Annotated in this window: 26 protein-coding genes and 1 tRNA gene; 12 read left to right on the top strand and 15 right to left on the bottom strand. The window is 59.6% G+C overall.

Annotated features, from left to right (window positions below; genetic code table 11):
* Positions 1 to 2 precede the first annotated feature (2 nt).
* Genes ACTZWY_RS15005 through ACTZWY_RS15020 form a run of 4 tightly spaced genes read left to right on the top strand, consistent with a single transcriptional unit; the run spans position 3 to position 4,377 of the window.
* Positions 3 to 959 (top strand): branched-chain amino acid ABC transporter permease, encoded by a 957-nt coding sequence (locus tag ACTZWY_RS15005; protein ID WP_444791518.1) that lies wholly within the window; start codon positions 3 to 5, stop codon positions 957 to 959.
* Positions 956 to 1,738 (top strand): ABC transporter ATP-binding protein, encoded by a 783-nt coding sequence (locus ACTZWY_RS15010; protein WP_444791519.1) that lies wholly within the window; start codon positions 956 to 958, stop codon positions 1,736 to 1,738. Before ACTZWY_RS15005 ends, ACTZWY_RS15010 begins: the two co-directional genes overlap by 4 nt.
* Positions 1,725 to 2,426, top strand: coding sequence for an ABC transporter ATP-binding protein (locus ACTZWY_RS15015; RefSeq protein WP_444791520.1), 702 nt, complete (start codon positions 1,725 to 1,727; stop codon positions 2,424 to 2,426). Before ACTZWY_RS15010 ends, ACTZWY_RS15015 begins: the two co-directional genes overlap by 14 nt.
* Positions 2,427 to 2,430: 4 nt before the next feature.
* Positions 2,431 to 4,377: an FAD-dependent oxidoreductase gene (locus tag ACTZWY_RS15020; protein WP_444791521.1), complete on the top strand. Its 1,947-nt coding sequence runs from the start codon at positions 2,431 to 2,433 to the stop codon at positions 4,375 to 4,377.
* Between the two features lie 112 nt (positions 4,378 to 4,489).
* On the opposite strand, the gene ACTZWY_RS15025 is transcribed toward ACTZWY_RS15020, so the two are convergent.
* From ACTZWY_RS15025 to leuC, 6 genes are all read right to left on the bottom strand, one after another.
* Positions 4,490 to 4,669: a hypothetical protein gene (locus tag ACTZWY_RS15025; protein WP_444791522.1), complete on the bottom strand. Its 180-nt coding sequence runs from the start codon at positions 4,667 to 4,669 to the stop codon at positions 4,490 to 4,492.
* 19 nt (positions 4,670 to 4,688) lie between these two features.
* Complete coding sequence (locus ACTZWY_RS15030; protein ID WP_444791553.1) at positions 4,689 to 5,681, bottom strand: endonuclease/exonuclease/phosphatase family protein; 993 nt, start codon at positions 5,679 to 5,681, stop codon at positions 4,689 to 4,691.
* A gap of 119 nt (positions 5,682 to 5,800) precedes the next feature.
* The gene (locus ACTZWY_RS15035) at positions 5,801 to 6,643 is read right to left on the bottom strand and encodes a hypothetical protein (RefSeq protein ID WP_444791523.1); all 843 of its coding nucleotides are present in this window, start codon (positions 6,641 to 6,643) and stop codon (positions 5,801 to 5,803) included.
* Positions 6,644 to 6,926: 283 nt separating this feature from the next.
* Entirely contained in the window at positions 6,927 to 7,532 is a 606-nt protein-coding gene (leuD, locus tag ACTZWY_RS15040) for a 3-isopropylmalate dehydratase small subunit (protein WP_444791524.1), read from the bottom strand.
* A gap of 6 nt (positions 7,533 to 7,538) precedes the next feature.
* On the bottom strand, positions 7,539 to 8,897 hold the full coding sequence (locus ACTZWY_RS15045) for a glycosyltransferase family 4 protein (RefSeq protein ID WP_444791525.1): 1,359 nt from the start codon (positions 8,895 to 8,897) through the stop codon (positions 7,539 to 7,541).
* 5 nt (positions 8,898 to 8,902) lie between these two features.
* The gene (gene leuC / locus ACTZWY_RS15050; protein WP_444791526.1) at positions 8,903 to 10,327 is read right to left on the bottom strand and encodes a 3-isopropylmalate dehydratase large subunit; all 1,425 of its coding nucleotides are present in this window, start codon (positions 10,325 to 10,327) and stop codon (positions 8,903 to 8,905) included.
* 416 nt (positions 10,328 to 10,743) lie between these two features.
* Between leuC and rsfS the strand changes: the two genes are divergently transcribed.
* Entirely contained in the window at positions 10,744 to 11,067 is a 324-nt protein-coding gene (gene rsfS, locus ACTZWY_RS15055; protein WP_444791554.1) for a ribosome silencing factor, read from the top strand.
* On the top strand, positions 11,067 to 11,537 hold the full coding sequence (gene rlmH, locus ACTZWY_RS15060) for a 23S rRNA (pseudouridine(1915)-N(3))-methyltransferase RlmH (protein ID WP_444791527.1): 471 nt from the start codon (positions 11,067 to 11,069) through the stop codon (positions 11,535 to 11,537). Before rsfS ends, rlmH begins: the two co-directional genes overlap by 1 nt.
* A gap of 142 nt (positions 11,538 to 11,679) precedes the next feature.
* Here the strand turns inward: rlmH and ACTZWY_RS15065 are convergent, their stop codons facing one another.
* The 3 genes from ACTZWY_RS15065 to mobA form a co-directional block, all read right to left on the bottom strand.
* Positions 11,680 to 12,585, bottom strand: a complete 906-nt coding sequence (locus ACTZWY_RS15065) for a LysR family transcriptional regulator (protein ID WP_444791528.1) — start codon at positions 12,583 to 12,585, stop codon at positions 11,680 to 11,682.
* A gap of 213 nt (positions 12,586 to 12,798) precedes the next feature.
* The gene (locus tag ACTZWY_RS15070; protein WP_444791529.1) at positions 12,799 to 13,692 is read right to left on the bottom strand and encodes a molybdopterin guanine dinucleotide synthesis; all 894 of its coding nucleotides are present in this window, start codon (positions 13,690 to 13,692) and stop codon (positions 12,799 to 12,801) included.
* A complete protein-coding gene (gene mobA / locus ACTZWY_RS15075) occupies positions 13,689 to 14,288 on the bottom strand; it encodes a molybdenum cofactor guanylyltransferase MobA (protein WP_444791530.1) in 600 nt (199 codons plus the stop codon). Before mobA ends, ACTZWY_RS15070 begins: the two co-directional genes overlap by 4 nt.
* A gap of 115 nt (positions 14,289 to 14,403) precedes the next feature.
* Between mobA and ACTZWY_RS15080 the strand changes: the two genes are divergently transcribed.
* The 5 genes from ACTZWY_RS15080 (at position 14,404) to ACTZWY_RS15100 (ending at position 19,865) form a co-directional block, all read left to right on the top strand.
* Complete coding sequence (locus ACTZWY_RS15080; RefSeq protein ID WP_444791531.1) at positions 14,404 to 14,943, top strand: DUF2478 domain-containing protein; 540 nt, start codon at positions 14,404 to 14,406, stop codon at positions 14,941 to 14,943.
* Between the two features lie 96 nt (positions 14,944 to 15,039).
* The gene (locus ACTZWY_RS15085) at positions 15,040 to 15,678 is read left to right on the top strand and encodes a GNAT family N-acetyltransferase (RefSeq protein ID WP_444791532.1); all 639 of its coding nucleotides are present in this window, start codon (positions 15,040 to 15,042) and stop codon (positions 15,676 to 15,678) included.
* Between the two features lie 138 nt (positions 15,679 to 15,816).
* Positions 15,817 to 18,429 (top strand): ATP-dependent chaperone ClpB, encoded by a 2,613-nt coding sequence (clpB, locus tag ACTZWY_RS15090; RefSeq protein ID WP_444791533.1) that lies wholly within the window; start codon positions 15,817 to 15,819, stop codon positions 18,427 to 18,429.
* 230 nt (positions 18,430 to 18,659) lie between these two features.
* On the top strand, positions 18,660 to 18,806 hold the full coding sequence (locus ACTZWY_RS15095) for a hypothetical protein (protein ID WP_444791534.1): 147 nt from the start codon (positions 18,660 to 18,662) through the stop codon (positions 18,804 to 18,806).
* Positions 18,807 to 18,938: 132 nt separating this feature from the next.
* Positions 18,939 to 19,865 (top strand): sugar kinase, encoded by a 927-nt coding sequence (locus tag ACTZWY_RS15100; protein WP_444791535.1) that lies wholly within the window; start codon positions 18,939 to 18,941, stop codon positions 19,863 to 19,865.
* 53 nt (positions 19,866 to 19,918) lie between these two features.
* On the opposite strand, the gene ACTZWY_RS15105 is transcribed toward ACTZWY_RS15100, so the two are convergent.
* The 6 genes from ACTZWY_RS15105 to ACTZWY_RS15130 all read right to left on the bottom strand — a co-directional run bounded on the left by ACTZWY_RS15105 (position 19,919) and on the right by ACTZWY_RS15130 (position 24,047).
* Positions 19,919 to 19,995: transfer RNA gene (locus ACTZWY_RS15105), tRNA-Asp, on the bottom strand.
* 64 nt (positions 19,996 to 20,059) lie between these two features.
* The gene (pssA, locus tag ACTZWY_RS15110; RefSeq protein ID WP_444791536.1) at positions 20,060 to 20,800 is read right to left on the bottom strand and encodes a CDP-diacylglycerol--serine O-phosphatidyltransferase; all 741 of its coding nucleotides are present in this window, start codon (positions 20,798 to 20,800) and stop codon (positions 20,060 to 20,062) included.
* Between the two features lies 1 nt (position 20,801).
* Positions 20,802 to 21,500: a phosphatidylserine decarboxylase gene (locus ACTZWY_RS15115; RefSeq protein ID WP_444791537.1), complete on the bottom strand. Its 699-nt coding sequence runs from the start codon at positions 21,498 to 21,500 to the stop codon at positions 20,802 to 20,804.
* Between the two features lie 17 nt (positions 21,501 to 21,517).
* Entirely contained in the window at positions 21,518 to 22,642 is a 1,125-nt protein-coding gene (gene tgt / locus ACTZWY_RS15120; protein ID WP_444791538.1) for a tRNA guanosine(34) transglycosylase Tgt, read from the bottom strand.
* A 103-nt stretch (positions 22,643 to 22,745) separates the two neighbouring features.
* On the bottom strand, positions 22,746 to 23,360 hold the full coding sequence (locus ACTZWY_RS15125; RefSeq protein ID WP_444791539.1) for a Smr/MutS family protein: 615 nt from the start codon (positions 23,358 to 23,360) through the stop codon (positions 22,746 to 22,748).
* A gap of 18 nt (positions 23,361 to 23,378) precedes the next feature.
* Positions 23,379 to 24,047 (bottom strand): Tim44/TimA family putative adaptor protein, encoded by a 669-nt coding sequence (locus ACTZWY_RS15130; protein ID WP_444791540.1) that lies wholly within the window; start codon positions 24,045 to 24,047, stop codon positions 23,379 to 23,381.
* Positions 24,048 to 24,155: 108 nt separating this feature from the next.
* Between ACTZWY_RS15130 and ACTZWY_RS15135 the strand changes: the two genes are divergently transcribed.
* Positions 24,156 to 24,602 carry an FxsA family protein gene (locus ACTZWY_RS15135; protein ID WP_444791541.1) on the top strand — a complete coding sequence of 149 codons (447 nt, stop codon included), beginning with the start codon at positions 24,156 to 24,158 and terminating at the stop codon, positions 24,600 to 24,602.
* Positions 24,603 to 24,613: the final 11 nt, after the last annotated feature.

Raw genomic sequence — 24,613 nt, forward strand, 5'->3', positions numbered from 1 at the left:
CTATGAAACTGACTCCGAAATCTGCGACGTTGATTGTGCTGATCCTGCTGATTGTGCTGTCGCCATTCCTGTTTCCTTCGAACTTCTATTACCGCATTGGGGCGCTGATTTTCGTGAATGCCATCGCGGTTACCGGCATCGTGATCCTGACGGGCTATGCAGGCCAGGTCAGTCTGGGCCATGCGGGTTTTGCGGGCATCGGGGCCTATGCCTGTGCGCTGGCTCCCATACATCTTGGCCTGCACCCATCCTTGGCTATTTTACTGGGGGCGGCCATATCAGGAATACTCGCCTATCTGGTTGGGCGCCCCATCTTGCGGCTGCACGGGTATTATCTGGGTGTCGCCACGCTGGGTTTCGGGATATTGGTAACGATGGTCCTGACCAACGAGCGCTGGCTGACGGGCGGGCCTGATGGGATGTCGGTGCCGGATCTGGGGTTGCGCAGGGTGCTCAATGATATGGGCCTGTCGATAAGCAATGGGCAGTTCTGGTATTTCTTCAGCGGATTTGCGATGCTGATTGGCGCATGGATTGCACTTAACCTATATGACAGCCCCACCGGGCGCGCCCTGCGTGCGCTGCACGGGTCTGAGGTTGCCGCGCGCACTGTGGGTATTGATGTCGCGCGGCTGAAATTGCGGGCATTCGTGATTTCGGCGATTTATGCGTCAATCTCCGGATCGCTGCTGGCGCTGCAGAACCGCTTTGTCACCCCCGATATTGCAGGCTTCATGCATTCGATTGAAATGGTGACTATGGCCGTTCTGGGCGGCGTGGGTTCTGTGCTGGGCGCCATACTGGGTGCGGCCATCTTGACGCTATTGCCACAGGTGCTGACGGTGTTTGCCGAATATGAGCATATGATCCTGGGCTTGGTCATGATCCTTGTCATGATCTTCCTGCGCGAGGGGCTGCTGCCCTCTATCCTCAAGAAACTGCGAGGCAAAGACGAATGAGCGGGCTTCTTTCAATCGAAGGGCTGGGCATCGGCTTTGGCGGAATTCGCGCCGTCAATGATGTCAGCTTTTCTGTCAAACCGGGCGAAATCCTCTCGGTCATTGGACCCAATGGCGCTGGCAAAACAACACTGTTCAACATGATCTCGGGTATTTATCAGCCTGATGCGGGACGGGTGTTGTTAAATGGTCGGGATGTGACAGGCGTGGAGCCGCATTTGCTGGCGCGTCAGGGCCTGTCGCGGACATTCCAGAACCTGCAGATTTTCCAGTCCATGACTGTGCTGGAAAATGCCATCTCCGGGTATCATCTGCGCGAAAGCGGGTCAGTGATGGCGGATCTCCTCTCACTCCCCGCATCACGGCACCGCGCCCGTGAGGCTCAGGAAGGCGCGCGCGCTCTTCTTGCGCGTGTGGGCCTGGAGCGCGCGGCAGAACGCGAAGCGGGCAACCTGTCCTATGGCGCGCTAAAACGTCTGGAAATCGCGCGCGCGTTGGCGCTGGAGCCCAAGGTCCTGCTGCTGGATGAACCCGCCGCGGGCTGCAACGCGGTCGAGACCGAAGAAATCGACAAGTTGATCGCCGAGGTTGCGGCATCGGGTGTGGGCATCTTGCTGGTCGAGCATGATATGAAGCTGGTCATGAAAATTTCCAATCATATCGTTGTGCTGGATCGTGGCGAGAAGATCGCCGAAGGCGATCCCGCTACAGTAAGCCGCAATCCGGCGGTGATTGCCGCCTATCTTGGCACCGAGGAGGCATCCAATGCTGACGGTTGAGGGGCTGCGGTCGCGCTATGGCCGCATCGAGGTTCTGCACGGTATCGACTTGCAGGTAAATAGTGGCGAAATCGTTACAGTGGTGGGCGCGAATGGCGCTGGCAAGACCACGCTGTTGCGCTGCCTGTCGGGTGTGCAGCCAGTCTCTGGCGGGACAATTACCTTTCGCGGAGATATTCTGACCGGTGTGCCCGCGTGGAAACGCCCTGCGCGCGGTCTGACCCAATCCCCCGAGGGGCGCCAGATTTTCACGAATTTATCGGTCGAGGAAAACCTGCGGCTGGGCGCTTATGCCTTTCGTGACGACCGCGTGGAACGCGACATGGAAGACGCCTTCACGATGTTCCCCATCCTGCGGGACAAGCGCAACCTTTCGGCGGGGGGATTGTCGGGCGGGCAGCAGCAAATGCTGGCCATGGCGCGTGCCTTGATGGGCCGCCCATCCTGCTTGCTGCTGGATGAGCCATCCATGGGGCTGGCCCCGATAATCGTTTCGCAGATTTTCGAGGTTGTGCGCGGATTGAAAGCGCTGGACGTGACTGTCCTTCTGGTGGAGCAAAACGCCTTTGGCGCGTTGAAAATCGCAGATCGTGGATATGTGATGGAAACGGGGCGTATCATCATGGATGGCCCTGCCGAGGATCTGATCGCCGATCCGCGCATCCGCGAAGCTTATCTGGGCATATAAAATTATGACACTTATCCAAATCCGCCATGACAATGGCATTGCCATCGTGACTGTTGACAATCCGCCCGTAAATGCCCTGTCACAAGCCTTGCGACAGGGTTTATCAGATGCAGTCAACCAACTGGATCACGACCCCGCAGTGCAGGCGGTGGTTCTGGTCTGCGCCGGGCGCACCTTTATTGCGGGTGCGGATGTCAGTGAATTTGGCAGCCCACCCCAGCCCCCGCATTTGCCAGATATTGTCGACCGGATTGAGGGGGCGCGTAAACCCTGGATTGCGGCGATCCATGGCGCGGCGCTTGGCGGCGGGTTTGAAATCGCCCTGGGCTGCCGCTTTCGCTTAGCGACCGAAAACGCCACTTTGGGCCTGCCCGAAGTAAACCTTGGCGTCATCCCCGGTGCATCGGGCACGGTGCGCACACCGCGCTTGATTGGGATCCCTGCTGCCGTAACGTTGGTGACAACCGGCAAGACAGTCAAGGCCCGGGCCGCCTTGGAGATGGGGCTGATCGATGCTGTCACATCCAGCGACCTGCTGGAAAACGCCATCCAATTCGCGCGCGATGCTCTGACGCGGCCCCTGCCGCAACCCATATCACAACGCCCAATCGCGGCCCCGGAACCCGGCTTCTGGCAAGAGGCGGACGCGCGCGTCCGCAAATCCGCCAAAGGGGCTGACGCCCCATTGCGCGCTCTGGACTGTCTGCGCCGCGCGTGTGACGCCCCCTTTTACGAAGCATTGGCCTTTGAGCGTCAGACATTTCTGGAATTGCGCGCATCGCCCCAAGCCGCTGCATTGCGCCATGTATTCTTTGCCGAACGCGCTGCCCCCCGCCCCGCCCACCTGAAAGGCATATCTCCGCTGCCCCTGAAAAAAGTGGGCGTGATTGGCGGTGGCACCATGGGCGCAGGCATTGTGGCGGCCTGTCAAGGCGCTGGACTGGCTGTGACCCTTGTCGAACGCGATGACGATGCACTGGCACAGGGCGTGGCCAATGTTGCCCGTATTCATGACGGTGCGGTCAAGCGCGGGCGCATGACACAGGCCGTGCGCGATGCCCATCTAGACGCACTGACAGCCTCGAGCGATTATGCGGCACTGGCGCAGGCGGATCTGCTGATTGAAGCCGTATTTGAAAAGCAGGATGTGAAACGAGACGTTTTCGCCAAGCTGGCGCGTCATGCCCGTGCCGATGCGGTTCTGGCAACCAACACGTCCTATCTTGACCCGCGCGAGATTGCAGCTGACCTGCCACATCCTGAGCGCTTTATCGGGTTGCATTTCTTCAGTCCAGCCAATGTGATGCGTTTGCTTGAAATTGTGCCTATCCCGCAGACGGCACCAGAAACGCTGGCCACAGGCTTCGAATTCGCCCAACGCCTGGGTAAAATTCCGGTGCAATCGGGGATTTGTGACGGTTTTATCGGCAATCGTATCCTTAAACGCACCCGCGCCGAGGCGGAAGCGTTATTGCGCCAGGGGGTGCCCATTGCCGCAATTGACGCGGCCATGCGCGGTCACGGGCTGGCAATGGGCCCTTTCGAGGCACAGGATCTGGGCGGGCTAGATATTGCTTATCTCCAGCGCGAGGGCGCGCGCGCGCAGGGCCATGATGTTCCTGAAACGCTGGGCGATATTCTGGTGCGCGCAGGTCGAAAGGGCCAGAAAACCGGTGGCGGATGGTATGATTACCCCGATGGTTCGCGCCAACCAAAGCCATCCGATACCGTCGCCGCATTGCTGGCACCTCATGTTGCGCGCAATCCTGCCATGGATGCTGGCGAGATCGTGGCCCGTATCACCAATGCAATAGCCGCTGAGGGTCACGCAATTCTCAACGAAGGGATAGCCGCCTCGGCCACAGATATCGATCTGGTCAAGATTCACGGTTATGGCTATCCGCGCTGGCGCGGCGGGCCTATGTTCTATGCGCGTGGTAAAAGCGACTGATCCATCCGCGCGCCTCTCCCCCTTGTTCCATTGCCGCCTTACGAGGCTGGAGCGAGCAGCGTTCATTCGCATTCACACCACAGCCTCTAATTTATTGATTTCGCGGGGGCAATTAGCACAAAATCGGTTCCCACTTTTGCGCAACCTGCACTCGGTCGCGCTCGGACAAACGCCCAATCAGATCGCGGCTGATATCCTTGCCAAGAATATCTTTCATCCCATCACGATTGGTCGTCTGGTGATAGGCAATTGCAGCCAGAACCGCGATGTCATACGGGCCCAGGTCACGCACCTGAGCCCTGATAGCTGCGCTATAAGCTGTCCATGTCCAAATCAACCCAGACCAGCCTGTGCCGTGTCGGTGGGGCGTCAGGGGGGCCAAGCAAGGCCGCTTCGGGCGCGTCCGGCACGGGCCAGAACACCCCCGACGCCGTGATCCGCAGGCCCCGCGCAGGCAAGATGTAGCTGACGCGCAAATTGCCCGGCCCCGGAACCTGTGGCCAATCCACAGTGTCATGCGCATGTGGCCCTTGATGGTCGCGGCTGATGCCAAACTGCGCCGCGCGCACTGCACCTTCACTGCCGGGGCGCGGGTCCTGCACCGCAGGGTGGGCCAGCAAATCTTGCATCGCGCCGTGCATCCCGTCACCATCAAACGGATCGAGGTTGCTGCCCCCCATCACCACAAAAGGCGCGTCTGGCGGCAGCATGGGCAAAGTCCCATCCAGAAAATGCGTCCAGAACGCTGTTTCATCATGGTTGCGGTGCAAGTTCCGGTCACTGCTGCCACCAAACACAGGCGGCCCGGCCTGATAGGCCAGAATATGTAACCTACGCTGTTCAGGAAGTGCCACCGCCACATCCCAATGCCCCGTGCTGGACAACCGCTGCAGGGCATTGCGCACCGGGTCGGGCATGGCCCCGCTATCAGCATATGGACTAAGGCTGTCAGGAAGATCACGCCAAAGAAAACCGCTGAAGTCGCGGCTATGGTCGGGAAGAATCGGAAAGCGCGACAGGATGGCAAGCGCTTTCTGGCCCGCGAAGTCACCATAGCCTTGGGTGTCATCCGGCCCCGCGCTGCGCCCGTCCCCGGTCATGTCCAGCCCTGTGCGCACACCCGCATTTGTGGGAAACGCAAACACATGCGCCATCATGTGGCCCTGTGCGGCAATCAGGTCCCGAAAGGCGCGCAAGGTCACATCGCCATGGTCATGGTCCAGCCCCGACAGAACCAGCACATCAGGCGCGACATGGGCAATCAACTTTGCCTTGGTCACGGGCGCGGGCGCAGCTTCCAGCACATCGCGCAATGCCAACCCCGGACCGCGCCCACCCAGATCAACACGCCAAAAGGCAAGGCGCAGATCGGTGGTAGGGCGTAGTATTTGGGCTGCGGCACCGCTGGCCGCAAGCCCCCATATCAGGAATATGCAGACCGCGCAGGCAACGGCACCGAGGCTTCTGCATCCGCGATGCGCCGACGCTGCACGCGGATAAGCTGCGCAACCCGATACATTGCGACCCCGCGCATCACCAGACTGACCGGCACAAAGGCCCATAATGCGACACCCCAAACCAGTGACAACGGCGTTTCAAGGGTCAAGGGCTGCACCAGCAGGCTGGAAATATGCAGCAAGACCGGCAATGAGAATGGCAGGATAATCCCTACCAAAATGTTAATTTGCCCCTCCCGTTCCAGACGGTGGACAACATCAATACCTTTGGTCGGGTCAAAATTGGGCAAGTTCACCCACACATTCAACACCGAACTGCGATTGGGCCAGTAGCGCAGGTAAACAGCCGCCAGAAACCCGACCAAACCCGTTTGTGCCAGAATAAATGCCACCGAAGCCGCGGCCTGAACATTCGCTTCATGTTCCAGCGTCAGGCCCGCAGGCAAGGCAGCGCGCAGCATGCGGACCGGGCTGAAATTGAAATCAAGCGCCATGCCCAGCCACATTGCCACCTGCGGCACATGCTGGCCATCTTGCAAACTGACGGCGCGCTGCATCAGCGTCAGGGCCAGCACAATGGCGAATAGCAGGCCGAACCGTCCGCGATTATAGGGTTTGGCATCACGAAACTCGATAAGTCCGGGGTGGCGTGCCGTGTATTCCACAACGACCACCACACCCGCGATCAGCGCAATCAACGTCAACCCCTGCGATATATCAGGCGAGATACCGGGCAACAAAAGCGCAGGCACCAGAATGAGAACGACTACCGAGAACCCGCGCAAAAATGCGCCTGCCACTTGGGACATGGACGACCTGCTACCTTGCCTAATTCCGCGCTTTTCCGACGATGCGGAGCGCTTCTTTCCGACGGGGCGCGAAATTTCCAGCTTGTCCGGAAGCGCCCGCCTTATTTTTGCCACAAAATTGCCCATTTATCGCCACCCTAGCAAGTGCCTTTTGAATATTGTGCATTGCTGTGGCTATTTCACGGTCTAACTGTCACGACTTTGCATCAAATTTGTGGAAAAAAAGCGGCACCCGCTGAGGGCGCCGCCTGTAAAAAGCCATATTCTTCAGGATTTTGTGCGATCAAACCCAGGGACGGGACTGATTTGCCTGTGCCTCAAAGCTGTCAATTGCAGATACTTTTTCCAGCGTCAGGCCAATGTCATCCAGACCATTCAGCAGACAATGCTTCTTGAACGGGTCAATCTCAAAGCGGAATTGCTGCCCGTCCGCACTGGTGACTGTTTGCGATTCGAGGTCGATTGACACGCGCGCATTCTCGCCTTTACGGGCATCATCCATCAGAATATCAACTTGCTCCTGCGGCAGCACGATCGGCAAAATGCCGTTCTTGAAGCAGTTATTGTAGAAAATATCGGCAAAGCTGGTGGAAATGACACAGCGAATGCCGAAATCCAGCAAAGCCCAGGGCGCATGTTCGCGCGATGAACCACAGCCGAAATTGTCACCGGCAACCAGAATTTGTGCCTGACGATAGGCGGGTTGATTCAGAACAAAATCCGGGATCTCATTGCCGTTATCGTCAAAACGCATTTCATCAAACAGGTTCTTGCCCAGCCCCGAACGCTGGATTGTTTTCAGGAACTGTTTGGGGATAATCATATCCGTGTCGATATTGACCAGCGGCATAGGGGCTGCAACACCGGAAAGCGTGGTGAATTTGTCCATCGTCTTCTACCTTTCATTCATTATTGCTTGGGAAGGCGGCATATCAGCCATGTCGCCAATTTGAACTTGGAACGGTTGCGGGCGCGTATCGCGTTTGCCCGTCACCCATTCATAGACTTGCGCAATCTGGTCGGCCTTGCGCGCCCATGTAAACTGCGTGCGCACCAGATCGCGCGCATTCGCGCCCATTTGCGGCAGGTCGCGCGGGTTGTCGCAAATCGCCGTCACTGTCTGACGAAATCCGGCAATCACGTCAGACCGCCCCGCCATTGGCACCTTGAAACCAGTCCCGTCGGTGACCAATTCGCCGGGGCCCGCATAATCACACACAACGGGAACAACGCCCAGCGCCATGGCCTCAATCACCACACCGCCGCCAAATTCGCGCACCGAAGGAAAGGTCAGCAAATTGGCCTGCGACAGGACCACCCCGACACTGGCATGGTCCAGCCAGCCATGCAACGTGACGGCCCCTTCCAGCGCGTTGTCCTGCACCATCTGACGCAGGGTCTGTTCCAGCGGGCCACTGCCCACCACATCAAGTGTCACGCGCCCGGCCTGCAACAGCGGCAACAACGCCTCAATCAGCATGTCAGGGCCCTTGTAGGGAACCAGCCTGCCAACGAAACAACACCGCAGCGGGCCTGAAACATCCTGTTGCGACGGGGTGCCCAGCGTATCGGGGTTCACACCGTTTTCAGGGATATAGACGCCCCGTTCCTGCCCGTGCCCCCCCAGTTCGGCCAGCGTGTGGCGCGACCCGGCGATAAGCGCTGCAGTGTTGCGCAGCATTCGCGACCGCCCCGGCAACAGACGATAGATACCGCGCACATAAGACAACCATTCGCGTTCGCGCCTGCGCTCCGCATCGAACCCAGCAGGCCAGGGCACACCGCCATTCAACGGCCCCAACACGAACGGCACCCCCGCATGCGCGCATTTTGCCGCCAGCGCACTGTTTGCCGTCGGGCTTAGGGGGGTGACGCGGTGCACAATGTCATATTCCCCGGACCGGATAGCCGCGCCGAATTGCTTCCACACCAGCCGTTCGAAATAAGGATAGCTAAGCGATGCAAGCGCGGTCAGCATTGTCCAGCCCTTCCCTTCGCCCATGCGCAGCCATGACGCCAACGCCCAGACAGGCCGCGCCAGCGCTTCGCTGTCAATGGCGGTGAAATCCTGCCCTTCGACCAGACCGGCACGCAAAACAGCTTCGCGGTTGCGCACCTGTGTGACCAGATGCACATCGACCACGCGCCGCAGCGCGCTGGCAATCTGCCACCCCACAAGGGGCACGCTAACCCATTCGGGGTTAGCGGCTTCGGCAATGACCAGAACGCGCGGGCGCTGCCCGATGCGTGACATGGGACTCACCCGGTCAGAACCGGCTCGCCCGTCAGTTCGCGCACATCTGTCAAACGGCCCGTAATGGCCGCAGCGGCCGCCATCGCAGGCGACATCAGATGTGTGCGCCCGCCACGTCCCTGACGCCCTTCGAAATTGCGGTTCGACGTGGCCGCGCAGCGTTCGCCGGGGGACAGTTGGTCAGGGTTCATCGCCAGACACATGGAACACCCCGCAAGGCGCCATTCAAAACCGGCATCAATGAAAATCTGCGCCAGCCCTTCTTCTTCGGCCTGCGCGCGCACCAGACCCGAACCGGGCACAACCATCGCGCGTTTGACGGCGATTTTACGGCCCTTCAGAACCTCTGCAGCGGCGCGCAAATCCTCAATGCGGCCATTGGTGCACGACCCGATGAAAACCGTATCAATTTCAATATCGGTCAGCTTCTGGCCGGGCTTCAGGCCCATATAGTCCAGCGCCCGGCGCACGGCATCGACCTTGCCACCGCTGAAATCCTCGGCGGCGGGAACGCTTGCAGTGATGGGCAGCACATCTTCAGGGCTGGTGCCCCATGTGACGACCGGCGCAATATCTTCGCCGCGCAGGGTGATAACCTTGTCCCAATGCGCGCCCTCATCCGATTGCAGCGTTTTCCACCAGGCCAATGCCGCATCCCATTGGGCACCTTTGGGGGCATGGGGGCGGCCCTTGACATACGCGAATGTCTTTTCATCCGGCGCAATCAGGCCCGCACGCGCGCCGCCCTCGATGGCCATGTTGCACACGGTCATGCGCCCTTCCATGGACAATTCCCGAATGGCCTGCCCGCAATATTCAATCACATAGCCGGTGCCGCCCGCTGTGCCCGTCACCCCGATCACCGACAGGGTAATGTCCTTGGCGGTCACGCCCGGACGCAGGGAGCCGGTGATTTCCACCTTCATATTCTTGGATTTCTGCTGAATCAGCGTTTGCGTGGCCAGCACATGTTCCACTTCCGATGTGCCGATCCCATGCGCCAGCGCCCCGAATGCGCCATGCGTCGCTGTGTGACTGTCACCGCAAACAACCGTCATGCCCGGCAATGTCCAGCCCTGTTCCGGCCCGACGATATGCACGATACCCTGACGAATATCATTCACCGGGTAGTAGTTCACCCCGAATTCACGCGCATTCTTGTCCAGCGCGTCCACCTGAATACGGGATTCCGGGTTTTCAATGCCGTTTTCACGGTCCGGTGTGGTGGGCACGTTATGGTCTGGCACCGCAATGGTTTTTTCCGGCGCCCGCACAGTGCGGCCCGTCATGCGCAGCCCCTCGAAGGCTTGCGGGCTGGTCACTTCATGAACCAGATGGCGGTCAATATACAACAGGCAGGTGCCGTCCTTGTCCTGATGGACAACATGGGCATCCCATATTTTATCATAGAGGGTTTTGGCTACAGTCATGGCGATCTCGCTTGCAATCAAGGGAATTGGCGGTGCTGAAAGGGGCAGCCCGAAGGCTGGAAAAGGCAGATCAGCGCAGTCGTGCCAGCACAGACCGGTTTTCACGCTGAAAGCGTTGCGGCAGGCGCGCATGGTCTGTCATGTCGAAATACCGTTTCATGGCCGTTGTCATACGCCCGAATCAAACCGTAAGCAACGCTTCACGCTTGCTGGCTTGTGCAATTTCTACGCAAAAAGTGACTGTATCGCCGCCACAGGGCCATCTGGATGATTGAGAAACCCCCCGCTTGGTGTTAAATTAGGATGGTCAACTTTTTACACATCAGGAGGACAGTTCTCTGTCTACCACAGAACCTACCGCACTTGCGGCCCGCACGGCACCCTCGGCACCTGCCACCCTAAGCAGTGATGCGCTTCTGGAACTGGTTCTGACCTCGCTTGACGATGATAAAGCCGAAGACATTGTAACCATCGACCTTCGGTCGAAATCGGCCATGGCCGATCATATGGTCGTGGCCTCCGGCCGCTCCACGCGGCAAGTGTCGGCCATGGCCCAGAAACTTATGGACCGGCTTAAGGAAACCTATCGCCTGACCGCCCGTGTCGAAGGTAAGGAAACAGGGGATTGGGTGCTTATCGACACAGGTGATGTCGTGGTGCATATTTTCCGCCCTGAAGTGCGGGAATTCTACCAGCTTGAAAAGATGTGGCAGGATGCAGGCCTTGTGCCCGCCACCTGATGCGCCTGCATATCTGCGCCATCGGACGCATAAGAAAGGGACCGGAACGCGCATTGATAGATGACTATCTTGCGCGCTTTGACCGCACAGGCCGCGCCCTGTCGCTTGGCCCCTGTCTGGAACACCAACTGGATGACCGCAAGGCAACCACAGCCGCCGAACAGGCAAAACTGCTGGATCGCGCTATTCCCGCAGGTGCTGAAGTTCTGGCGCTGGATGAACGCGGCACCGTCATGTCATCGCGCGACTTTGCCGCGCATATCGCGGCACGGCGCGATTCAGGCGTCAGCGACATGGCGTTTGTTATTGGCGGCGCGGACGGGCTGGACCCTGATTTTCGGGCGAAATCGCATACACTGCTGTCTTTCGGGGCCATGGTCTGGCCGCATATGCTGGCGCGCGTCATGTTGTCAGAACAACTGTATCGCGCGGCAACAATTCTATCCGGCAGCCCCTACCACCGCGATTGAAACACAGTCGGCCCGCGCTGGCACTAAAGCAGGTTGCGCAAAAGTGGGAGCCGGTTTTGAGCTTCTCGAACCAGCGAAATCAACAAGTTAGAAAATGTGGCGTGAACACCCATGAACGCTACATGCGCCAGCGCCACGGCACTTACCATTCATTCCCGTTGCGCTTGCCCAGTTTTTCGACAAGGTAATCGATCAACGCGCGCACCTTCGGCTGGGTATAGCGCCCGGCGGGAAACACCGCATGCATGCCCTGAACATCGCGCGGCAGGTCCGGCATGACATCCTGAACCAGCCCGTTTTTCATGGCCTGCGCATACAGGAAACTGGGCAGATACGCGATTCCAAGTCCGTTGACAGCCGCATTCAACAAGGACTGCCCGTCATTCACTGAAAACCATGTGGCCGAACGCACCTGACGCACCTCGCCGGACGGGGCGGTGATCCGCCACACCGAACTGGCGGCGTTATGCGAATAATACAACAAGCGGTGATCATTCAGATCATCAATGCGTACAGGCTGCCCATGCTCCGCCAAATAGGCAGGCGACGCAATAAGGCGCTGTGTCGTTTCACAAATCTTGCGCGCGCGCAGGCTGCTATCATCCAGATCACCCATGCGGATGGCCAGATCAAACCCTTCGGAAATCAGTTCGACATACCGGTTCTTCAACACCATATTGACCGACACATCAGGGTAACGTTCCAAAAACTCACCCAGCAAAGGCGACACATGCGTCGCCCCGAAATCCGTTGGAACCGCGATACGCAATATTCCCGACGGCGCCGATTGCATCGATGTAACCAGGTTGTCCGCCTCGCCGGCATCATTCAGGACACGCCGCGCCCGATCATAATAGGCAAGGCCAATATCCGTCGGGCTGACACGGCGCGTGGTGCGGTTCAGCAGCCGCGCCCCAAGACGCGCTTCCAGCGCCGACACATGCTTGGAGACCGCCGATTTCGAAATCCCCATTTTCCGCGCGGCATCTGTGAATCCGCCCTGATCCACCACAGTGGCAAAGGCTTCCATCTCGGTCAGTCTGTCCATCATCACGCCCCGTATCACCAATTTACACCCACCCTACATTGCGGGCAAATCGGGCAAGAATGGGGTAGCGGCGGGACATAACCGCGACAATGAGGCGATTTCACGCCAATTTCCGCGCTCGCAGCAACAAATCCGCAAGCGGTCTGCAAATCAGGGGCCGCGTGTGGCCTAGCCGGGCACTTAATGTGCCCGGCGGGGTGGGTGGGCGGGGCCTCACGCGGCCCCTGTTCCGTCCAGCGCCGCCAGTAACGCCGCAGAATGCCCCGCGCCCAATATCCAGCCTTCCTCGCGCAAAATGTCAGGCGCGGCGTCTGGCGCAAACAACGGTGCCAAATCGGCCTTGTGCAACGCCTGCGCCAGCAAATCCACCTGCGCTGCATCCTTGCATGCGTATCCCTGCGCCACGCGCACGGCAGCATCAATCAGCGACAGGTATGTTTCCACCAACACCACCGGCGCATCTGCGCGCTGCATGGGCCACACGGCCAGCGCAGTGCCATATTCCGCGCGCAATCCGGCCAGATGCGCCATTCCCAACAGGCTTTGTGACCCGACCGAGCCGGTGGTGTACAGCTTCCACATCGGGTGCGCCCCCGAACATCTTGCTTCGGCGGCGCGCAACTCTGCCAGCCCGTGCCCGTGCCGCGCAGTGCCTTTTTCCGGCAGATCAGGCAAATCGCGTCCCGAAGGTCGGCCCCAGAACGGGCCTGTTCCCGGAAATTTGCGGTTGATCCCGGCTGCCACCTCGAAACGGTTATTGCGATTGCGCACATCATCGATGATATGCCGCGCCAGCCAGTCCCAGACCGCCAATGCACTGGCCTGTCCCGTCAGGTGCTGCGCAAACCCGCGCGGAAACCCGAACCCGATGTCAAACGCCACCAGAATGCGCGCGCCTGCCGCCAACCCCGCATTAATGTGCAGGCGCAACATATCCATGGCCTGCGCCCGCGTGGCCAGGTTTTCAGGCGCCCCGCCCCCTGCGCCCGCAGTGCCAATCCAAATCGAATCCGCGCCGCGTTTGGGGGTGGAATTGGCGGACCAGTCCACCACCACAACCCGGTCAAAACGCGGTGCCGCACCAGCTGTTTCGGGTGCGCACATCATCGCGCCGCCAGACCTTCTGCCACAATCAGGTCCTGCGGCGTATTGATGTTGAAAAACGGGTCGAACGGGTGGCTGTCAAACTGCGCCACGCCGCCCTGATGGCTGTCCACCCAGCGCGAAACCCGCCGCACCCCGCCCGTCACGGCCGCGCGCAAATCATCGCGCAGGCTGACGGGCCACAGACCAAATGTCGGGTGTCGTTGCAGCACCCCATCCTGCAGTGTGGCAGCAACCGCCATGCCCGCCCCCGCCGCCGCATCGCACAGGCGCACCACCAGATCGTGCGGGAAAAACGGTGTATCGACTGCAACTGTGACGATCTGTGACGCCCCCATCTGCGCGCCCCAATCCAACCCCGCCAGAATGCCCGCCAATGGACCGGGGTAATCAGGCAACGAATCCTGCCGCACCGGCACACCAAAGGATGCAAAGCGCGCGGGATCGCCATTTGCATTCAGCGCCACCCCCGCCACTTGCGGCGTCAGCCGGTCCAGAACATGCACCAACAAGGGCTTGCCCGCGACATGGCGCAATCCCTTGTCACCGCCACCCATGCGCGTGGCCTGCCCGCCCGCCAGCACAACACCCAAAATCATGCGTCGCAGTCCTTTCAAAACGCTATCTGAACGGCAACGCATATCCAGCCTATGGCCCTGACACGCGCCGCAGTATACATGCAATGTAACATGGTTCTCAAAGAAGGGCAGGCAGATGCTCGGGTATATTTCGGCACCGGGGCGCGGGGTGACTGACAGGGTGCTGGCGGAACTGGCGGGCGGGTTGGGCGCGGCGGGCTGGTCCTTGGCCGGTGTTGTCCAGACAAACCGCGAAACCACGCAGGACCGCCCTTGCGATATGGACCTGCACATCATCGGGCAGGCCCATCAGGTGCGCATCAGCCAAAATCTGGGACCCCATGCCAACGGATGTAGACTTGATGCGCATGGGCTGGAAACTGCCGTGGGGCTGGTGGCTGCTGCGTTGCATCGCAACCCGGCCCTGTTGATTTTGAACAAGTTTGGCAAGGCCGAAGCCGAAGGGCGGGGCTTCCGTTCCATTATCGGGCAGGCCTTGGCACAAGGCATTCCCGTTCTTACCGCAGTGCGCCCCCCGAATCTTGACGCGTTTCTGACCTTTGCGGATGGTATGGCCGACCCTTTGCCTGCGAAGCTTGACGCGCTTCAAGTCTGGTGTTGCGAACAAACGGGTCTGTGCGGGCCTACTGTGGCGGCAGCGCAGATAATCCGTTAAAAGGCCGCGCCGATCACGAAAATGTTGCGCTACATCTCCCTGACCGGGCGCGAATGCCTGCCTATCTTGTTAATCAGGATCGGAGGGCACTTACCCATGACGCAGACACAACGCACTCACGCCCCGCCATTGCGGGATATTCCCGACACGCTGCGCGGCAAGCGGATCAACGCCTTGACGCTGACACCACCGCCGGAAACCTTGCAAAGCATGTTCCAGTTTCGCAGCTGGCATAGCGATGATGCCCCTGTCTACAAGCGCATGCTGGACGATCCCGCGCTTTGGCAGTTCATGCCCGAAGACTACCCTGCCCCGATGACACTTGATCTGGCGCAGGACCTGATTGCCCTGTCCCAACACGCCACGCACCACAAGGTGCGGGCCGTGTTGTGGAACGGCCAAATCGTGGGGCAAATGCGGCTGGAATGGGCGCAGGGGGCAACCCCGCCCGCATCAGGGGAAATAAGTTACTGGCTGGGCAGGGCGTATTGGGGCCAAGGCTTGTCCACGCGAATGGTTGCGCTGTTTGCTTATCGTTGCTTCTCGAATTTTCCGGCATTGCAACATTTACACGCCCGCATTCACCACGAAAACACGCCTTCCTTGCGCATTATCCATAAGCTTGGGTTTCAGCCGACACCAGAACCGGACCCACACACACCAGATTGGGGGCAGTTTGTCTTGCCGCGCGGCGCTGGCCCTGATTGGGCGGCGCTGGCGGGGGACGGTGCCTGACGGTTTTTCGGCCCTTTCGACTGTGCCCATCTTGCAACAGCCCTTGTGCCATCCCAAATAAGCTTCAAGGCCCGACATGGACCGCGCTGCATGGCAGGCGGCACCCGCATTTCAGGGCGCTTATGAAGGAGAGCACAGATGAACCTTGAAAAATTCACCGAACGGGCGCGCGGTTTCCTGCAAGCCGCCCAAACCATTGCCCTGCGCGAAGACCACCAGCGCGTCACGCCCGCCCATTTGCTGAAGGCCCTGCTGGATGATGATCAGGGCATGTCCGCCAACCTGATTGCACGCGCAGGCGGCGCCCCCGACCGTGTTGTGCAAGCCAATGACATTGCACTGGCAAAAATTCCCAAAGTATCCGGCGGCGATGGCCAGATTTACATTGACCCGCAAACCGCCAAGGTGCTGGATCAGGCCGAACAGGTCGCCAACAAGGCCAATGACAGCTACGTTACCGTTGAACGGCTGCTGACCGCGCTGGCCTTGGTGAAATCTGACGCCAAGGACGCGCTGGATGCGGGTGCCGTGACCGCGCAAAAACTGAACGCTGCCATCAATGACCTGCGCAAGGGGCGCACGGCGGACAGCGCGTCTGCCGAAGACAGCTTCGAGGCGCTGAAGAAATATGCCCGCGACCTGACACAGGCCGCGCGCGATGGCAAGATCGACCCCATCATCGGCCGGGACGAGGAAATCCGCCGCTCCATGCAGGTGCTGTCGCGCCGCACCAAGAACAACCCCGTTCTGATTGGTGAACCCGGTGTCGGGAAAACCGCCATTGCCGAAGGGCTGGCGCTGCGCATCGTCAATGGCGATGTGCCCGAATCCCTGCGCGACAAGAAACTGATGGCGCTGGATATGGGTGCCCTGATTGCCGGTGCGAAATACCGGGGCGAGTTCGAAGAACGCCTGAAGGCCATCTTGTCCGAAGTCACTGCCGCAAATGGCGAAATCATCCTGTTCATCGACGAAATGCACACCCTTGTGGGCGCTGGCAAGTCCGAAGGGGCGATGGATGCCGCGAACCTGATCAAGCCCGCCCTTGCGCGGGGGGAATTGCATTGCGTGGGGGCCACCACCCTGGATGAATACCGCAAGCATGTCGAAAAGGACGCGGCCCTTGCGCGGCGCTTCCAGCCTGTTCTGGTGCAGGAACCCACTGTGGAAGATACAATTTCCATCCTGCGCGGCATCAAGGAAAAATACGAATTGCACCATGGTGTGCGCATCGCGGACAGCGCGCTGGTCACAGCGGCCACACTGTCACATCGCTACATCACGGACCGCTTTTTGCCCGACAAGGCGATTGACCTGATGGACGAAGCCGCCAGCCGTCTGCGGATGGAAGTGGACAGCAAGCCCGAAGAACTGGACGCGCTGGACCGTGACATCTTGCAAAAACAGATCGAGGCTGAAGCCCTGCGCAAGGAAGATGACGCCGCATCCCGCGACCGGCTGGAAACACTGGAACGCGAATTGTCCGACCTGCACGAACGCAGCGCCGAACTGACCGCGACATGGCAGGCCGAACGCGACAAACTGGAAGAGGCCCGCAAGATCAAGGAAGATCTGGACCGCGCGCGCATTGATCTGGAAACCGCAAAACGCACAGGCGATTTTGCCGCCGCAGGCCGGTTGCAATATGGCGAAATCCCGGAACTGGAACGCAAACTGGCCGACGCCGAGGCAAGAGAGGCCGAGAAGATGGTCGCAGACGCCGTGCGCCCCGAACAGATTGCCGAAGTCGTGGAACGCTGGACGGGCATTCCCACATCGAAAATGCTGGAAGGGGAACGCGACAAACTGCTGCGCATGGAAGATGAGCTGCACAAGCGTGTCATCGGCCAGCATACGGCGGTGCGCGCCGTGGCCAATGCCGTTCGCCGTGCGCGCGCAGGGCTGAACGACGAAAACCGCCCCTTGGGCAGTTTCCTGTTCCTTGGGCCGACGGGCGTGGGCAAAACCGAACTGACCAAGGCCGTGGCCGAATACCTGTTCGACGATGACAGCGCGATGGTCCGCATCGACATGTCCGAATTCATGGAAAAACACAGTGTCGCACGCCTGATCGGTGCCCCTCCGGGGTATGTGGGGTATGAAGAAGGCGGCGTCCTGACTGAAGCCGTGCGCCGCAGGCCCTATCAGGTTGTGCTGTTCGATGAGGTTGAGAAGGCACATCCCGAAGTGTTCAACGTGCTGTTGCAGGTGCTGGATGACGGGGTGCTGACCGACGGGCATGGCCGCACCGTGGATTTCAAGCAAACGCTGATCATCCTGACATCAAACCTTGGGTCACAGGCACTGTCGCTACTGCCCGAAGGCAGTGACGGCACGCAGGCCCGCGAACAGGTGATGGACGCGGTGCGCGCCCATTTCCGCCCCGAATTCCTGAACCGGCTGGATGAAACGATCATCTTTGACCGGCTGGCACGGGCGGATATGGATGCGATTGTCGACATTCAGATGGCGCGGCTGCTGAAACGGCTTCTGGCACGCAAGATCACGCTGGAACTGGATGACGCGGCGCGCACATGGCTGGCCGACAAGGGCTATGATCCCGTTTATGGCGCGCGTCCGCTGAAACGGGTGATCCAGCGCTACTTGCAAGACCCGCTTGCCGAAATGCTGCTGGGCGAGGCCGTGCTGGACGGCAGCACTGTTGCTGTAACAGCCGGGCCAGAAGGGCTGATCGTCAACGGGCATGTTTCCCCCGATGACAGCGCGCCCCGCGCAACGTTGGTGCATTAACCGTTTCCCTGCACCCCGCACCCCGCGACGACCAAAGGCCCGCCGATCAAGGCGGGTCTGTTTTATATTTGGCATCATCCGCAAAATGGCCACGTCAGGGGAAAATGGCCTGAAGCAGTCACCCAAGGCGCGGAGTAAAGGCCGCAGGCCGCCGCGCCATCGGCGGCCCGTCCCGCGGCCTGCCGATGACCCAAGGCTACCTCAAGCCTTTGAAGTCAGGAATATACCGCGTGGATAAAGTGCATTCCTATACCGTCGGATCGGCAGACCCCGGCCCGCCGAGTGCGCGGGCTTACTCCAAGGGCGAAGGGCGGCTTCAGGCCCATCTCAACCAACGCTTGCGCTATGTTCTGACAAGACGCCGCCATATCGCATGACGATGCATTTGCATATTGCGCCGGCAAGATTGACATTCGCGCCGTCACCCTTGACATAGGTGGTCGGCTAATATTCCAGTTTCAGCACCCCCTGCGGGACACCACGAAATACCTCAAGATGGGACATGACACATGACAAAACCCCTTATTCTGTCCATCGGCGAAGCAATGGTGGAACTGTCGCAATCCCCCCAGCCCGACCAATGGCGGCTTGGCATTGCGGGCGACACGTTGAACACAGCATGGTATCTGCGCCGCCTTCTGGGGAATGACTGGCGCGTGGGGTATATGTCGCGTGTGGGCCAAGGGGATTTTTCCCAACGTATGCTGGATTTCCTGACCACCGAAGGTATTGACACCACCCATGTCAGCCGCGACCCTGTGCGCGAAATCGGCCTGTATGCCATCAGCCTGAAAAATGGCGAGCGCAGTTTCAGCTATTGGCGCGACACATCTGCAGCCAGGGCACTGGCAGATGATCCCGCACGCCTGCAGGACGCGCTTGCGGGCTGTAAAATCGCCTATCTGTCCGGCATCACAATTGCGATTTTGGCACCTGCAGCGCGTGACGCCTTATGGACCGCCCTGCAAGACGCGTGCAAAGCAGGAACGCACATTATATTCGACCCCAATTTGCGCCCCCGCCTATGGGACAATGCAACCACCATGCGCGCGGGTATAGAAGCAACAGCCGCGCTTGCCCATCTGGTCCTGCCCAGTTTCGATGACGAAGCCACCCATTTCGGTGATGCCACCATGCAGGCCACCATCGCGCGCTACCTGTCACTCGGGGCAGGGCATGTCGTCGTCAAGAACGGGGGCGGGCCAATGTGCTTTGGGGGTGCAGAAGGGCACGGGGACATCACCGACCTGACCCCTGAAACGCCCGTTGACACCACATCGGCCGGCGACAGTTTCAATGCGGGCTATCTGGCTGCATGGTTAACAGGCGCCGATTGCGCGACCGCTATTCGGGCTGGTCATGCCCTTAGCCGCGAAGTTATCGGCCATCGTGGTGCACTGGTCCCGCAGGCTGTTGCAGCTGTCACCACGCGGTGAAACCGCCAGCCCTTAAACAAAAAACTCCTGCCCGAGGGGCAGGAGTTTTTTTATGGCGCGGTTGACGGGGCTCGAACCCGCGACCCCCGGCGTGACAGGCCGGTACTCTAACCAACTGAGCTACAACCGCGCTATGGCGTCCAATTATGCCAAGCGCCTGCCCGCGTCAAGCAGGTATCGGCAAAAAAGACCCGCTAATCCGCGCCTTTTTCTTTACGCAAATGCCGCAAGGCCAATGTGCCCAAAACACTTAGATACACCAAATCCGCAACAACCAGCGTAATCCATGTCCGCAAGAACAGGAAACCCACAAAAACGCTCATCCCGACCAGCACCCATATTGCATATTCACGCTTGATCCTGATCCCCTTCAAGGAAGGGGTTGGCAAGCGCGATACCATCAGCAACCCCACCACCGACAAGTAAAACGCAGTCAGAACCGGAAAACGTGACGGGTCCGCCAGACCGGCAAGACCCGCATAGACCGGAAGCAAACCCAGCATTGCACCGGCAGGCGCCGGAACGCCCACAAAATGGCGTGTCGCCGCCCCGTCAGGCACTGCCCGGCTTATGTTGAACCGCGCCAGCCGCAGACAGGCGCAAACAGCAAAAACCAGCACAAACACCCAGCCGAAACCGGCCATTGGCCCAGTCAGCGCATAGCCAAAAACCAAAATTCCGGGGGCAACCCCGAAACTGACAAAATCCGAAAAACTGTCCAGTTCCGCGCCAAAGGAACTTGCGGCGTTCAGCTTGCGGGCAAGCAACCCGTCCATGCCATCCAGAATAGCCGCAAGAATAATAAGGGCGGCGGCCAGTTCAAACCGACCATCAAATGTATACCGAATCGCACTAAGCCCTGCACACATGCCCATAATCGTTACAAGATTGGGCACCAACTGCACGAATGACAGGGTATCGCGGCGGTATGGCATGTCAGCGAATCGCGGCCATACGGCGCGACTCCGTGCTTGTCAGGTCGGCAATTACGGTTTCTGCAGAAATCATCGTCTGGCCAAGCGCCACCAATGGCTCCACCCCGTCGGGCAAATACACATCCACGCGCGACCCAAACCGAATCATCCCGAAACGCGCGCCGGTATCCAGCATCTGCCCTTCTTCAACCTCGCACAGGATACGCCGCGCCACCAGTCCGGCAATCTGGACAACAGCAATCTTGCGCCCGTCTGCCATTTCCAGCGCCATGGAATTTCGCTCATTGTCAACCGACGCCTTGTCCAGTGATGCATTCAGGAACTTGCCGGGCCGATAGGCAATCTTGGCCACCCGCCCGGCAATGGGTGCGCGGTTCACATGGCAGTTAAACACATTCATGAACACTGAAACGCGTGTCAGGGGCTGGTCGCCCATCTCCAGTTCAGTGGGCGGCACAGCGGGTTCAATCAACGAAATCACGCCATCGGCGGGGCTGACGAACAACCCCTCGCGCACAGGGGTCTGGCGGTCAGGGTCCCGAAAGAAATAGTAACACCACACTGTCAGGCCAACGCCCACCCAGCCCAGCGGCTGCCAGATCAGGAACAAAACCAGCGTGACCACCGCAAAAATGGGGATGAACTTGTATCCCTCCTTGTGGATCGGCTTTACCACGGTCGAAAGCATGTCAGCGGCCATTCGGCCCTCCTGTTATGTCAGATGGGGTCTATGTCACCCTCGGCGCGCCTTGCATGAAACGACGCGGCAAACCCGTCAAGGTCACTCGCCACGATAGCGCTCCGCAACCCCTGCATCAACCGCTGGTAATAGGTCAGATTATGCCATGTCAGCAGCATGGAGCCGATGATTTCATCCGCCTTGATGACATGGTGCAGATACGCGCGGCTGTAGTTGCGGCAGGCTGGGCAGGTGCAGCCATCTTCCAGCGGGCGCGGGTCATCACGGTGGCGCGCATTGCGCAGATTGACCGGCCCGCGCGCAGTCCATCCCTGCCCGGTGCGCCCCGACCGCGACGGCAGCACGCAGTCAAACATGTCCACCCCGCGCTGGACCGCGCCCACAATATCATCCGGCTTGCCCACCCCCATCAGGTAGCGCGGCTTGTCGTCAGGCAGTTGCGCGGGGGCATAATCCAGCACATCGAACATAACCTCCTGCCCCTCGCCCACGGCCAGCCCGCCAATGGCATAACCGTCAAATCCGATCTCGCGCAGTTTCTCGGCGCTTTCGGCGCGCTGGTCACGGTAGATGGACCCCTGCTGTATACCAAACAGCGCATGACCGGGCCGGTCCCCAAACGCGGCCCGCGACCGCGCCGCCCAGCGCATGGACAGTTCCATGGACGCGCGCGCCACTTTCTCATCTGCGGGAAAGGGCGTGCATTCATCGAAGGACATGACAATATCGGACCCCAGCAAACGCTGGATTTCCATCGAGCGTTCAGGGCTAAGCATATGACGCGATCCGTCAATATGGCTGGCAAAACGCACGCCTTCTTCCGTCAGCTTGCGCAGGCTGGCCAGCGACATGACCTGAAATCCGCCCGAATCCGTCAAAATGGGCCGGTCCCAGTTCATGAAGCTGTGCAACCCGCCAAGGGCTGCAATGCGTTCGGCGGTGGGGCGCAACATCAGATGATAGGTATTGCCAAGCAAAATATCCGCACCCGTTTCGCGCACCGACTCGGGCATCATCGCCTTGACCGTCGCCGCCGTGCCCACCGGCATGAACGCAGGTGTACGAATCTCGCCGCGTGGCGTGTGAATTGTGCCGCTGCGCGCGCGCCCGTCACGGGCGGATATGTCAAAACGGAATGTCATCTGTCTGGCCCCTTGCTCGGACATGCCCCTTTGCCGCAAATCCGGCCAGTTGCCAAGGGGCCGCCCTGCCCCTTCATCTTGCAAAAAATACTCAAATCCGACATCACGGCCGCGCCTTGCGCAAATATACATAATACGCGCCGCTGCCCCCGTGGCGCAAATGCGCTTCGCGCAATTCCAGCACTGCACCTGCCAGTGGCGCCATGCGCAGCCATTGCGGCACGTCATGTTTCAATGCCCCGCGCCTGCGCGGGATGGGGCCGTCATCCTCGACAGATTTTCCCTTGCCGGTGATGACCAGCACCAATCGCAAGCCTTGCGCCTGCGCGCGCAGAATAAACCCGTTCAACGTCGCATGTGCCTGGGCCAGCGTCATGCCATGCAGGTCAATACGCGCATCAGGCTGCAGCTTGCCGCGTGTCATGCGCTGGAACTTCCGCTTGTCCATGCTGACAGGGGCACCCGCCAGCGCATCGGACAACGGGCGCACAAGATCATGCGTCACAGGGCGGGGCTGGGGGGTTGGCCGCATAACCGTGCTGCCATGTCGTGTAACCTTTGGCTGCGCTTTGCCGGGTGCGGGCGCAAACGCCTGTTCCACCTTTTCGGGCGCATCAAACGCATTCATCAAGTCCGATTTCAAAGGCCGCGCGCTTTGTGCGACGCGGCCCCATAATTCCAGGTCTTCGGGATGCAACCTGCGGGATTTGCGGGTCATCCCCCTGCCTCCGAGTTGTCACTCGCCAGTGGCGACAAGTTTCCAGTTCGGGCTGTCTGACGTCATATCGCGCGCAAAGGTCCAGACATCGCGCTGACGCTTGATCTCGTTCGGGTCCCCTTCAACAATCTCGCCACTGTGAAGCTTGCGCACCACAGATGTCAGTTCACCAAGGAACTTGATCGTAATTTCGCCTTCGCGGGTGTTTTCATCAAAACTGGCGCCCACAAGATCCAGTTCCCGCAACCCCACAAAGGACGCATCCACGCGCACGCCCTGCTGTTCACGCAATTGCACAACTTCGTCAAAACTGTTGAACACATCGCGCGACAGGAACGGCAGGATTGAGTCCATGTCCGACGATTCAAACGCCATCAGGATCATTTCATAAGCGCCGCGCGCGCCTTGCAGGAAATCCCCGACACTGAAATCGGGATCAACCGCTTTCATCCGTGCAAGGGCCTTGGCCATGTCGGACCCTTCGGGCACATGGTCGGTGATGTCGGTGTCAGGGCCACCGTCAATCACCTCGAATCGGGGTTTTGACAGCGGTTCAGACGCCCCGTCGCCGCGTTGCACAGGTTTTGACTCGAACCCGTCGCGCGTTCCAAGAACAGCGCGCAGGCGCAAAATAAGAAAGACAGCAATGCCTGCAAGAATAAGAAGCTGGATCACGGCGGGTTCCATTGTTACCTCGGCCAGGGGTTGGTATGGCGGTTCAAATGCTTATGTAAGGCGCGATGGCGGGCAAGTCTACCTTCCGCAGTAACATCATTTCAGACGAAAGGCCGAAAGATGTGGATTCTGATAGCCATTCTGGCCGTTCCGGTCATTGAAATTGCCCTGTTCGTTCAATTTGGCAGCGAAATTGGCGTGATTGGGACCTTGGCTTGGGTTTTTGCCAGCGGGGCTGTCGGTATTTTGCTGATGCGGCTGGAACCCTACAGAAATGCCGAAGGCGTGCGGGCAGCACTTGCGCAGGATTCCAGCCCGGCCAGTCCCATGGCACATTCGGCGCTGCGCATGATTGGCGCCTTGCTGCTGGTGCTTCCCGGTTTCTTTACTGACGCGATGGGGCTTTTGCTGTTGCTGCCGCCGGTGCGCAATGTGCTTCTGGCGCGTCTTGTCCTGCATGTGCGCACGGCGCGGCCGCGTGACGACATTATTGATGGAGAGTATGTCCGCCAACCTGACATGGCAGATGACACCACCCCCCTACCCCGACAGGAAAAGCGGGATTGAGCCACCCGCCC

Origin of the sequence: Roseinatronobacter sp. NSM (assembly GCF_052379845.1) — a bacterium.
Classification (GTDB): domain Bacteria; phylum Pseudomonadota; class Alphaproteobacteria; order Rhodobacterales; family Rhodobacteraceae; genus Roseinatronobacter.